The following is a 12441-nucleotide window of genomic DNA, read 5'->3' on the forward strand; positions in this document are numbered from 1 at the left end:
GATGTAAAAAGCGAGCGCAAAAGATGAAGGGACGGTGGGGAAGATATGTGCTGACCGCAGTGGTCATTGCCATTCTGGCGGGGTGCCAATCCAGGCCAACCGATCGCGGGCAGCAATATAAAGATGGTCACCTCAACCAGCCTTTGGAATTGGTGAATGAGCCGAATGCCAAAGGGAAACCTGTCAACGCGCGGGATTTCATGACCCAGGTTGCGGAAATTCGGTCGGCGTCACCGAATCTTTATGCGCGCAACAACACCATCTTTCAGGCGATCGAAAACTGGATGATGTCAGGGGCGGATACTCGCGAGTTGAGTAAATTTGGTCTGAACGCCTGGCAGATGGAAGGCGTTGATAATTTTGGTAACGTGCAGTTCACCGGTTACTACACGCCAGTATTGCAGGCGCGCCACACCCGTCAGGGAGAATTTCGCCATCCTTTATATGCCATGCCATCAAAGGGTAAAAATAATCGCCGCCTGCCTGATCGTGCCGGAATTTATTCCGGTGCGCTGGATGAGCGTCTGGTGCTCGCGTGGACCAATTCGCTGGTTGATAACTTCATGATGGAAGTGCAGGGCAGCGCTTATATTGATTTTGGCGATGGACGCCCGTTGACGTTCTTTGGCTATGCAGGCAAAAACGGTCATGCCTACCGCAGTATTGGTAAGGTGCTTATCGATCGTGGAGAAGTGCCACGTGAAGAGATGTCTATGCAGGCCATTCGCAAATGGGCAGAGCAGCATTCCGAATATGAAGTGCGTGAGCTGTTTGAGCAGAACCCGTCTTTTGTGTTCTTTAAACCGATGATGTCTGCACCTGTGAAAGGAGCAAGCGCTGTACCGCTGGTGGCGAAGGCTTCCGTCGCGTCCGATCGCTCGCTGATTCCGGCAGGCACGGCGTTGTTAATGGAAGTGCCGCTGCTGGATAACGTTGGCAAATTTACCGGCAAGTATGAAATGCGCCTGATGGTTGCGTTGGATGTCGGGGGCGCGATTAAAGGTCAGCACTTCGATATGTATCAGGGCATTGGGCCGGATGCGGGGCACTCGGCGGGTTTCTATAACCACTATGGTCGGGTCTGGGTGTTGAAGAATGGGCAAACCAGTATGGTGAACGGTTCAGGTTCGCTGTTAGTCAGTAACCCGCAGTAGCGATCCCTTTCGTTTGACATCTCAGAAGTGGCTCTCTATTGACGCCACTTCTGAGATAAACGCCTCGCGTTCTACACGCTAATGCCCAGAAGAGAATCAGCTTTTAAAGCCATATTTGCTGCTCAGCCCTAATTCGTTCACGATGCGAACACCTGAATCCAACGCCTCACCCTGTAATCCTCGCAGTGGACGACGCAGGCTACCTGCCGGTAAACCTACCGCCTTCATCAATGATTTCACTGCCACTGGATTGATAGCCGAGTAGGTGTAATGCAGCAGAGGCAATAAATGCTGATAGGCCTTACGGAAGCGTTCCGCATCCTCGCCGTTTTTCCACGGACGAGAAATTTCGGCCAGTTCTGCCGGTGCAATATTGCCCGTCATATTGGCGGTCCCATGGCCTCCCAGCGACATCGTTGGCACCACCAGACCCAGGTTGGGCGAGTCGCAGCACATCACTGAAACATCAGGATTCCCCGCCAGAACCTGTGCGACCTGACCTACGCGAGTCGTGGATTCTTTATGAATGACGTAGTTCGGATGTTTGAAAATACGCAGCAGCGACGTCCAGTGCAGATCCGTTTTCACGCGTGGTGGGTTGTTATAGATCCCCAATGGCAAATCGGTCGCGTCTGCAATTTCCAGAAAGTAGCTTTCGATATCGCTCTCGCTGGCACAGATATAAGCGGGTGCGGCGATAATGGCACCGTCTGCACCGTTGTCATGCGCATAGCGAACATAGTCAATGGTGGTGTCGGTATTGTTACCGGTGCAACCGTAGAACAGCTTCATTTTGCTGCTGCTGTATTGTGCGGTACGGTGGATGATCGCTTTTCTCTCGTCTGGGGACAGCATAGAAACTTCCCCGGTTGAGCCCATAATCAAAACGGCAGCCGTACCGTTGTCTTCCTGGAATTTTAATAACGCCTCAAATGCGCCGAAATCCACACTACCATCGTCATTAAAAGGCGTGATGAGGGCAACAAATGACCCTTCAATTTTTTCTCTGCTCATATCTGTTTCCTGTCGGTTTATGCGTACTACGGATAAATAAAGATCAGAACGATGACTCGCTATCAGTGCGGAGTTAGGAGGCCTCAGTCAGCGGTTCGGCGGTAAAGCCGGCCTCGACAAAACGTAATAAGTGCGACAGCACGCGGTCGTCATCGCGGTTGTCACATAGCCCTTTAGAGAGCAGCGCCAGACGGCCAGAACGCGGATCGGCATCGGTTAGCACGTGCATGGCGGCTCCGCGGGCAAATTCATAGCGCCAGATTACCTCTGAGCGTGACAACGCGGGCAACGCACGCGTAAAGGCATCGATAAAACGGTGGGCGACCTGATCGAACTGCGCCGAAAGCAGGGCGGTGACTTCCAGACCCGGCGTCGCGCGCAGGTGCTGTAATAGGCGCACGACGATGCGACCCCCATCGGGTGTGCGCGCTGTTTTAACCAGCGGGCGCAGTAGCGCATCCAGCAGCGCGGCAACGGGAAGATCATCACCCTGATTGGTTTTCTCTACCTCATCCAGCAGTCGCGTTCTTTCGTCATTTAGCGGGCCGAGAACATGGTCCAGCACGGCACGCAGCAATCCTTCTTTCGAACCAAAGTAATAATTCACCGATGCCACGTTTACGTTGGTGGCTTCGGTGATTTCACGAATAGTCGTCAGTTCACTCCCTTTGCAGGCGAAGATTGTGATGGCTTCACGCAGGATGCGCTGTTTGATGTCCGCTTCTTTTTCTTTGCTTTGCGCTTTGGTTTTCAATAACTCCACCATGATTCATCCTTTTGACTCTCGCTCGACGTCGGGTGCGCAGCCGCCATGCGTTGTTATGTTTAGATCGTGGGGTAATGCGCTGTCGTTCTTGCCTATACCCTGCCTTGATAACCCTAGCTCTTGATAAACCCAGTTCTTGATAAACCCAGTTCTTGATAAACCAGGGTTGCCCAATAGCGGATACCTAATGGGATCAGAGCATCATTAAAGTCGTAGTGTGGGGTATGTAGGTGATGCACGTTGGCCGCACCTTTGTTGCTGTTTCCCAGCATCATGAAGGCGCCGGGGCGCTGCTCCAGCATGTAGGCAAAGTCTTCTGCGCCCAGCAGCGGCGTCATGGCGGTTTCCACCTGTTCGAGTCCAACCACCTGCGCGGCAGCATTAACGGCGAGCTGCGTGGCGTGTGTATCGTTAACTAGCGCGGGATATTGCCGTTCGTAGTGCACGTCGGCCGTGGCACCAAAACCCTGTGCGGTGCTGTGCGCCAGTTCTCGCAGGCGTGTTTCCAGTAGATCGCGAACGCTCGGCGAGTAGCTCCGTCCGGTTCCTTTAAGGATGACGCTATCGGGGATAACGTTCGGGGCATGGATATCGCCGCCCTGAACATGGCCGATGCTGAGCACCGCCGCGTCCATGGCAGGGACATTGCGACTGACGATGGTTTGCAGACCTAGCATAAATTGTGCGGCGGGCAACGTTGGATCGATAGAAAGGTGAACGCCTGAACCGCCGTGTCCGCCGGTGCCGTGAAACGTGACCTGCCAGGTGTCGCTGGCCGCCAGCATCGGGCCGCTGCGAATCGCGAACTTACCGACCTCGATACCGGGCTTGTTATGCAGGCCAAACAGTCGATTGCAGGGGAACGCGGTCAGCAGGCCATCATTTAACATTGCAAGCCCGCCGCCTAATCCTTCTTCTGCCGGTTGGAAAATAAAGTGCACGGTACCTGCGAAATCGGGGTGTAGAGACAAATAGCGTGCGGCACCCAGTAGCATGGTGGTGTGTCCATCATGTCCACAGGCGTGCATTTTTCCAGCATGCACCGAGGCATACGGCAGACCCGTTTTTTCACTGATATACAGCGCATCCATATCTGCCCGCAGGCCGATGCTATCTTCACCGGGATAACGGCCGCGTAAGGTCGCGACCACGCCCGTACCGCCGATGCCTGTAGTGACAGCAAGCCCCCATGCCGTCAGTTTTTCTGCCACCAATTGCGCGGTAGCAAATTCTTCGAAGCCGATTTCTGGGTGTTGATGAATATGGTGACGAATCGCAACCAGCTCAGGTAAAAAATCCTGAATGACCGATTCCATTACCGTTTGGTCAATAAAGGTCGAGGTACTCACTTGTCGTTCACTGTGCTTATCCATGCGCCTGCCTGCTCATCGGCTGTGGGGACACAGACGCTTCGCGCTGCCCGCCGCCGGGGACGGCATCGATCAGTTTGCGGGTATACGGATGCTGTGGCTGATGCCAGATGCTGTGGTGATCGCCGCTTTCCACGCAGCGCCCGTTTTGCATCACCATGACCCGGTCGGCGATATAACGCACCACTGCAAGGTCGTGGGAAATAAACAGCAGCGACAGACCCATTTCGTTTTTTAACTCCACCAGCAGATTGAGAATTTGTGCCTGAATAGAGACATCGAGTGCAGATACGGGTTCGTCGCAAATCACCAATGAAGGACGCACCACCAGCGCACGGGCAATGCCGATACGCTGACGCTGCCCACCGGAAAACTCATGGGGATAGCGATTCAGGCTGCTTTGCGGCAGACCGACGCGATCGATGATCGTGTTGATCGCCTGCTGTCGCTGCGGACGATCGCCAAGGCCGTGCACAATCAGCGCTGTTTCAAGAATATGCTGAATACTGTGGCGTGGGTTCAGCGAGGCGTAGGGGTCCTGAAATATCATCTGTACCCGCTGACGTAACGCTTTCAACCGTGATTCTTTTAGCGTGGTGATGTCTTGCCCATCAAAAACGATCTGCCCGTGTGACGGTGGTAACAGACGCAGAATGGTTTTGGACAGGGTCGATTTGCCACAGCCGGATTCGCCCACCAGACCGAGCGTTTCACCGGGTAAAATAGTCAGTGAAACATCGTCAACCGCCAGCACCTTGCCCTGTGGTGTTGAATAGCGGGTCTGAATATTTTTCAGCGAGAGCAGCGGCTGCTGATTCGTGTCGGTAGCTCGGTGAATCAAGCTGGGTGGCGTCAGCAGTGTAAAATCGGCGCCTCCGTCCGTCGGTGCGTGATGGATTTCCGCCAGCCGATGCGTACGGTAATGCCTGTCCTGATCCATGTGCAGCGATGTTGCTAACAGCCCGTGCGTGTAGCTGTGCTTGGGGGCGAAACGGTGTGTGGATGACTGAAACAGGTCAACTGCCTGTGCTTCTTCTACCTTTTGCCCGGCATACATCACTGCCACACGATCGGCCCATTGTGCAACCAGTCCAAGATCGTGGGTAATCAGCAGCAGGCTCATCGAGAATTCACGCCGCAAATTATCCAGCAGCGCCAGAATTTGTGCCTGAATAGTGACGTCCAGCGCGGTGGTTGGTTCATCGGCAATCAGCAAGCGCGGACGGCACGCCACCGCCATGGCAATCATGACGCGCTGACGCTGGCCGCCAGACAGGTTATGTGGATAGTCATCTACTCGTCTGGCCGGTTCTGGGATCTTGACCAGATCTAACAGTTCGATAGTGCGAGCCCTTGCCTGTGCAGGTGTTAGCGCTTCATGCAGCCGTAGGGTTTCACTAATTTGTTGCCCGATAGAGAGCACCGGATTGAGCGAGGTCATCGGTTCCTGAAAAATCATCGACAGCGCGCTGCCACGCAGTTGACGCATCTTGCGATCCGGCAGGGTAAGCAGATCGTGTCCGTCAAACAGAATGTGACCACTGATTTTTCCCGGTTCGGCGACCAGTCGCATCAGGGACAGCGCCGTTGCGGATTTACCACAGCCGGATTCACCGACCAGCGCCAGCGTTTCTCCGGCGTTAATCGTCAGGTTTAGCCCTCGAACGGCCTGATGGCCGGGAAAATCGACGCGTAAATCTTGAATATCGACCAGCGGCTTCATGCGCTTCTCCCTCGTAAGCGTGGATTCAGGGCATCGTTCAGCGCATCACCCACCAGATTCAGTGACAGTACGGTTAAGACCAGCGCGGTGCCGGGTAGGGCAGTAAGAAACCAAGCGGTACGCAGCGATTCTCGGCCAGCACCGATCATGCTGCCCCAGCTCACGCGGTTCGGATCGCCAAACCCTAAGAAAGATAAAGCGGATTCAATCAAAATGGCCGAGGCGACCATGACTGACGTGGTGACGATGATCGACGGCAGCGCGTTCGGCAGCATTTCCTGAAAGATGATACGCAGGCTGGAAAATCCCTGACTGCGTGCGGCTAACACAAAATCACTTTCACGCAGCGAGCGAAACTCGGCCCGTACCAGACGTGCAATCGTCGGCCAAGCGGCGATACCGATGGCCAGAGAAATCAGCGTTACCGAAGGGGAACCGATGGCGACCAATACCACGACTAGCAAAAAGGTCGGGAAGGTCTGGAATAGCTCGGTGATGTGAACCAGCAGGTCATCCACCCGACCGCCAAAATAGCCCGCCAGCGCACCGACGACGGTGCCAATTAACAGGCTGACCATCACGGCCGAGAAACCGATTTGCAAGGAAACCTGTGAACCATGGACGATGCCAGCAGCAACATCTCGGCCCATCGAATCGGTTCCCAATGGGAAATCAGGATTCTCACCCGGCCACAAGAAAGGCTGGGCGACCATATCCAGCGGATCGCCGGGATACAGTAACGGCGCGAATGTCGCCATCAGAAATACCGTAATCAGCAGCAGCAGACCAGCCATCCCCGCGGGATTACGGATAAATGCACGCACCTCCGGTGACAGGCGAAAAGGCGCTTTTAACGGACGCGTTGATGTTGAACGAGCGCTATCTGCTGCGGCTTTCTTCGGCACCAGGTTTTCAGGAGAAAGGTTATTCATATCAGCGAGCCTTAATTCGGGGATCGAGCCAGGATTGCAATAAGTCCACCAGCACGTTAGCCAAAATGACTAAGAAGGCGGAAAGCAGCAGGACGCCTAACAAGACGTTGAAGTCGCGAGCCATTACCGCTTCCAGCGCCAGACGACCCAGTCCCGGCCAGCTAAAGACCGTCTCGACCACCGCCGCGCCGCCCAGCAGATTGCCGAAGTGCATACCCGCAACGGTCGTGATAGGCAGCAGCGCACAGCGCAGAATGTGCCTGACGGTAACCCACAGCGGCGACAGTCCTTTGGCATGTGCGGTGCGCACGAAATCCTGCTGGGCGATTTCCAGCATGGCCGCGCGGGTCAGACGGGCGTAAATGGCGATAAAAAAACTGCTCAGCGCCAGTACCGGGAGAATGGCATGCTGCAACATATCCTTGAAATACGCCCAGCCAGTCAGGCTTGCGCCGATGGTGATGTTGCCGCCGCTTGGTAACCAATCAAGATGAACAGAAAACAGAATCAGCGTCATCAGGCCGATCCAAAATCCCGGAGTGGAATAGAGCAGCAGCGCGATCAGTGAAAGCAGCCGATCGGGCCATTTGCCCGCCCATACCGCCATTATTGTCCCCAACGTTATGCCGATAACAATGGCGAATACCTGTGATAGCAGCATCAGGAATAGCGTGCCCGGTAGCCGTGATAGGATTAGATCCATCACCGGTGCGTTGTAGCGGGGAGAAAAACCGAGGCTGAACTGCGCCAAGTTACTCAAATAAACCGAGAGTTGTTGCAGTATGGGCTGATCGAGACCGAATTGGGCGCGCAGGTGTGCCATGGTCGCTTCGGTTGCATTGCCTGACTCGCCGGCCAGCACATCAACAGCGTCTCCCGGCACCAACTGCAACAGGAAAAACACCAGAATGATAATGCCAATCGCTGTTGGCAGCGCATGAAGCAGGGTACGCCACAGTACGCGCCCGATTCGTTCTACTTTATTCATCACATACCTTCATGAGAGTCCCCCTGCCAGCGCAGGGGAATGCTGTATTACGATTACTGATCCAGCCACACGTCGGCCAGGCTTCCGTTAACGCCCTGAATATCCGTGACGACGTTATGCACACGCTTGTTGTAAATGGTCTGGCGCTTAATCTGGAGCAGGTTCAAATCAGGAATATCCGTGGCGATGATGCGTTGGAACTGTTTGTATAATTCCACGCGTTTTTCAGGATCGGTTTCCACCGCAGCCTGCTCAAGCAGACGGTCGACTTCCGGGTTGCTGTAATGTGAGCCGTTGCCGAAAGGCACGCCCGGTTGATAGGTTTTTGACCAGTACAGGCGCTGGACACCCACGGCTGGGTCGAACAGGTTCGAGATGGAACCATTGTTGAAGTCAAAGTCGCGGTCGGTATAAACGCGCTTAACGAAGGTGGCGAAATCCTGAGAGCGAATGGTGACGTCAATACCGACTTTAGCCAGCGACGATTTGAGGTATTCCGCGACGCGTTTGAAGCTGTCGCCATAAGGCATGAAATCATGTACCAGCGTGAAGCGGATACCGTTTGCCTGACGTGGGAAGCCTGCTTCGTCCAGCAGCTTGTTCGCTTTGGCAATATCGAAACTGTAAGGTGACGGTGTTGTATCGTGGAACTGTGCCAACTCCGGCGTAATCGGCGTTGGTGAGCTTACCGCATAGCCGTACCACACCACGTTTTTCAACACATCGATATTGATGCTGTGCGCAATGGCCTGGCGAACCTTCAGATTCTTCAGATAAGGGTTATCCAGATTGAATTCGATGCGCGTTTGCGTTGGGCTGTAGCCATAGCCAGCCGTTTCAATACCCAACTTGGGGTTCTTCTTGATGCGTTCAATTTCACTCAGCGGAACGGGAGAGTCACTTCCCAGATCCAATGCGCCGGTTTCAAGCGCAATCGTGCGAGTGGCGGCATCAGGGATGATTTTCACCACCAGTTTATCGACGTATGGCTTGGGGCTGTCCCAGTAGTTCGGGTTGCGTTCATAAAGGATATGGCTGCCACGCACCCATTCCTTGAACACAAACGGGCCAGTACCAATCGGCGCGGTATTGTGAGGATTAGACAGAATGTCTGTACCTTCGTATAAGTGCTTCGGCACGATAGGCGCTTCGTTGGCGGAGAACGCGCTCAGCAGATAAGGCGCGGGTTTTGACAGTTCCAGGATCGCGGTATACGGATCGGGTGTCTTCACTTCGGTGACGTTGGCAAAGGTGCCCTGACCGCGTGAATTGTATTTTTTGACGGTCAGAATGGAAAACGCAACGTCCGCAGACGTGAAGTCTTGCCCATCATGCCATTTCACGCCTTTACGCAAATGGAACGTATATTGTTTACCATCCGGGCTAACTGACCAACTGGTCGCAAGTTGCGGGGTCGGTTTCATATCAAAATCGTAATTCAGTAGCCCTTCAATCACTTTGGCGTTGATCTTCATTACCGCGCCGCTGGTGCTAACCAGACTGGTTAAGACCGGTGGCTCAGGCTCGGCCAGAAAATTCAGCGTGCCGCCGCGCTTGGGCGTCAACGTTTCCGCCTGTGCGGCAAGGCCGAAGAGCGAAGAGGTCAGAATCAGCGCTGACAAGAAGAAATTTTTTTTCATATTTCCCATCCGTATGCAGAGGGCAGAGGTGTGCGCTCCGCCTTTATTTTTTTAATGGCGTGTTTTGAATGATGTGTTTTGGGTGACAAAAAACCGTTCTCTTCAGGAGGAAGAGAAATCAGGCTGAATTAAGTCAACATCGGGGCAGTAATGAAATAACGTCATTACCGTTGCTGTGTGGCGTAATGGTTTTCATGCTGTGTTCCTGGTTTGAATAACGAACAAAGAATAAAATTGCCTGAATTTTAAAGCGGGTCACTTAAGCCTCATTTTAGGAGAAACACGGGGATGGGATTCCCGCAGGGACACCTCGCCCCGTGGTCGCTCCGTGTATCTCGGTTCTTAAACGATCGGCATTATCCTGAACCACCTCTTTATTTTCTGGTTAAACCCTAGCCCAACATGCGTTTTAAACGAACGTTTAAATATGGATAACGAATGCCGAATTATGCATAAGCTATTCACGCTTCTTGCTGTTGGGGAGGTGGATAATTCAGGTTATTATCCACCCTGCTAATTACTTATCCTGAGGTTGTCATGGCGATTAAACGTTATCCACATCTTGCGCATTGGGGCGCGTTTACCGCTGTGGTTGAAGACGGAAGGCTGATTCGATGCGAGCCGTTTGCGGGCGATCCGGCCCCTTCCCCCATGCTTGATTCCATCGTGCCGCTGGTGTATTCCGACCGACGTATTCGTCGTCCGTCTGTACGCCGTTCCTGGCTCCAGAAGCGAGAAAACAGCGATAAAACGCTGCGCGGTCGGGAGGATTTTGTTGAGGTGGATTGGGACGTGGCGCTCGATTTGGTCGCGCAGGAAAATCGCCGTATTCGCGATCGCTATGGTGCAGACGGCCTGTTTGCCGGTTCCTACGGCTGGTCGTCAGCCGGGCGTTATCACCACGCGCGATCTCAGGTGCGCCGCTTCTATTTCTCCGGCGGCGGCGCGGTCGACCAACAGGGAAATTACAGCTGGGGTGCCGCACAGTTCTTCCTGCCTTATGTGATAGGCACCTTCCATCCGCTGACGGGCAAGGTGACTGAATGGCGTAGCGTTGCTGAACACTGTGATATTTTCCTCGCGTTTGGCGGCTTGGCGCTGAAAAACGCGCAGGTAGCCTCCGGCGGTGCCGGGCACCATACGTTGAAGCCTGCATTGGAAGCGCTGGTGGCGAAAGGCATTCCGGTTATTAACATCAGCCCGATGCGCGACGACTGCCCTGAATTTGTGAATGCCGAGTGGATTCCCATCCGCCCGAATACTGATGTCGCACTGATGCTGGCGCTGGGCTATGAAATTCAGCGTTTGGGCGCTGACGATAAGGACTTCCTGCAACGTTACTGCGTCGGTTATGAGCAGTTGAGTGACTATTTGCACGGCCAAGGCGATGGCGTGGTGAAAACCCCCGAATGGGCCAGCGACATCACGGGCATTCCTGCCGATCGTATCCGGCGTCTGGCGCAACAGCTGATTGGCGTACGCAGCTTTATTACCTGTTCTTACTCCGTGCAGCGTGCGCACCGTGGTGAACAGCCGTACTGGATGATGATCGCGTTGTCTTCCATGCTGGGGCAGGTGGGGCTACCGGGCGGTGGCTTCTCCTTTGGACACGGTTCGATGAACAGCGTTGGTAACGAACGGATTTCAACGCCTGCGCCCGCTTCGCCGTCCACGCCGAACGCAGGACGGGCTATCCCCGTGGCGCGTATCGCGGATATGTTACTGCATCCGGGAACGCCTTATACCTTTCAGGGTGAAACCCATACTTATCCCGATGTTCACCTGATTCACTGGGCGGGCGGTAACCCGTTCCACCATCATCAGCAACTGAACCGTTTGGTGGACGGTTGGCGTAAGCCGGATACGGTGATTGTGCAAGATATCGTTTGGACGCCAGCCGCGCAGATGGCCGATATCGTGCTGCCCGTTACCACCACGCTGGAGCGTAATGATATCGGTGGGTCGTCCCGCGATCGTTTTATTTTTGCCATGCATCAGGCGATTGCGCCGCAGCATCAGGCGCGTAACGACGTGGATATCTTCAGCGAGCTGGCGGAGCGCTTGGGATATAACGCCGCGTTCACGCAAAACCGCAGCGAGCAGCAGTGGCTGGAACATCTCTATGACGAATGTCGCTCAAAGCAGCGAGATATCGCTGACAGTTGGCCGTCATTTGAGGCGTTCTGGCAGCAGGGTTATGTGGAAATCCCGATGGATGAAAAGCCGTTTGTATTCTTTGAGGATTTCCGTCGCGATCCGCAGCAGCATGCTTTGAGCACGCCAAGTGGTAAAATTGAACTGTTCAGCTCAGCCATCGCCAGCTATGGATACGCCGACTTTGCGCCGCATCCTGAGTGGCAACCTCCCGTTGAATGGCTGGGAGCAAAAAGTACGGAAGAGTGGCCGCTGCACTTTATTTCCATTCAGCCATCTGACCGTTTGCACAGCCAGTTAGCTGCTACACCGCAGGTTGCCGCGAATAAGACCGCAGGAAAAGAGACGTTGTACATGCATCCGCAGGACGCTGCCGCGCGAGATATCGTCGACCGTTCACAGGTGGAAGTCAGAAATGCGCGTGGTCGTATTCTGGCTGGCGTACAGATTACCGATGGCGTAAAACCGGGTGTAGTGATCATGTCCACCGGTGCCTGGTTTGAGCCCGGTTTCGGCCAGAAAACGTGGCATCCGGTTGAACAATCAGGTAATGCGAATGTACTGACGCTGGATATTGGCACATCGCCGCTGACGCAGGGGCCGAATGCCATGAGCTGTCTGGTGGATGTGGTGCGGGTTTAGCGCTATCCTGAGCCGCTTTTTCGCTGTGTTATTTTCCTGTGATTTTGTTTTCGTAAGG

The 12441-nt window shown here is 54.2% G+C and carries 9 protein-coding genes; 2 read left to right on the top strand and 7 right to left on the bottom strand.

Features of this window, described 5'->3' with window-relative positions:
* Positions 1-23: 23 nt before the first annotated feature.
* Complete coding sequence (gene mltA, locus E2566_RS05205; RefSeq protein ID WP_107171151.1) at positions 24-1154, top strand: murein transglycosylase A; 1131 nt, start codon at positions 24-26, stop codon at positions 1152-1154.
* Positions 1155-1250: 96 nt separating this feature from the next.
* Here the strand turns inward: mltA and E2566_RS05210 are convergent, their stop codons facing one another.
* From E2566_RS05210 to E2566_RS05240, 7 genes are all read right to left on the bottom strand, one after another.
* Entirely contained in the window at positions 1251-2168 is a 918-nt protein-coding gene (locus E2566_RS05210; protein WP_107171150.1) for a 4-hydroxy-tetrahydrodipicolinate synthase family protein, read from the bottom strand.
* 73 nt (positions 2169-2241) lie between these two features.
* Entirely contained in the window at positions 2242-2934 is a 693-nt protein-coding gene (locus tag E2566_RS05215; RefSeq protein ID WP_107171149.1) for a TetR family transcriptional regulator, read from the bottom strand.
* Positions 2935-3047: 113 nt separating this feature from the next.
* Complete coding sequence (locus E2566_RS05220; RefSeq protein WP_420892586.1) at positions 3048-4250, bottom strand: M20 aminoacylase family protein; 1203 nt, start codon at positions 4248-4250, stop codon at positions 3048-3050.
* Positions 4251-4299: 49 nt separating this feature from the next.
* Positions 4300-6027 carry an ABC transporter ATP-binding protein gene (locus E2566_RS05225; protein WP_107171147.1) on the bottom strand — a complete coding sequence of 576 codons (1728 nt, stop codon included), beginning with the start codon at positions 6025-6027 and terminating at the stop codon, positions 4300-4302.
* The gene (locus E2566_RS05230; RefSeq protein ID WP_107171146.1) at positions 6024-6959 is read right to left on the bottom strand and encodes an ABC transporter permease; all 936 of its coding nucleotides are present in this window, start codon (positions 6957-6959) and stop codon (positions 6024-6026) included. The genes E2566_RS05225 and E2566_RS05230 overlap by 4 nt, the downstream gene beginning before the upstream one ends.
* Position 6960: 1 nt before the next feature.
* Positions 6961-7947 carry an ABC transporter permease gene (locus E2566_RS05235; RefSeq protein ID WP_107171145.1) on the bottom strand — a complete coding sequence of 329 codons (987 nt, stop codon included), beginning with the start codon at positions 7945-7947 and terminating at the stop codon, positions 6961-6963.
* Positions 7948-8000: 53 nt separating this feature from the next.
* Entirely contained in the window at positions 8001-9587 is a 1587-nt protein-coding gene (locus E2566_RS05240) for an ABC transporter substrate-binding protein (protein ID WP_107171144.1), read from the bottom strand.
* A 537-nt stretch (positions 9588-10124) separates the two neighbouring features.
* Here E2566_RS05240 and E2566_RS05245 point away from each other — a divergent pair.
* A complete protein-coding gene (locus tag E2566_RS05245) occupies positions 10125-12383 on the top strand; it encodes a molybdopterin-dependent oxidoreductase (protein ID WP_107171143.1) in 2259 nt (752 codons plus the stop codon).
* The last annotated feature ends 58 nt before the right edge of the window (positions 12384-12441 follow it).

Origin of the sequence: Pectobacterium punjabense (assembly GCF_012427845.1) — a bacterium.
Taxonomy (GTDB): domain Bacteria; phylum Pseudomonadota; class Gammaproteobacteria; order Enterobacterales; family Enterobacteriaceae; genus Pectobacterium; species Pectobacterium punjabense.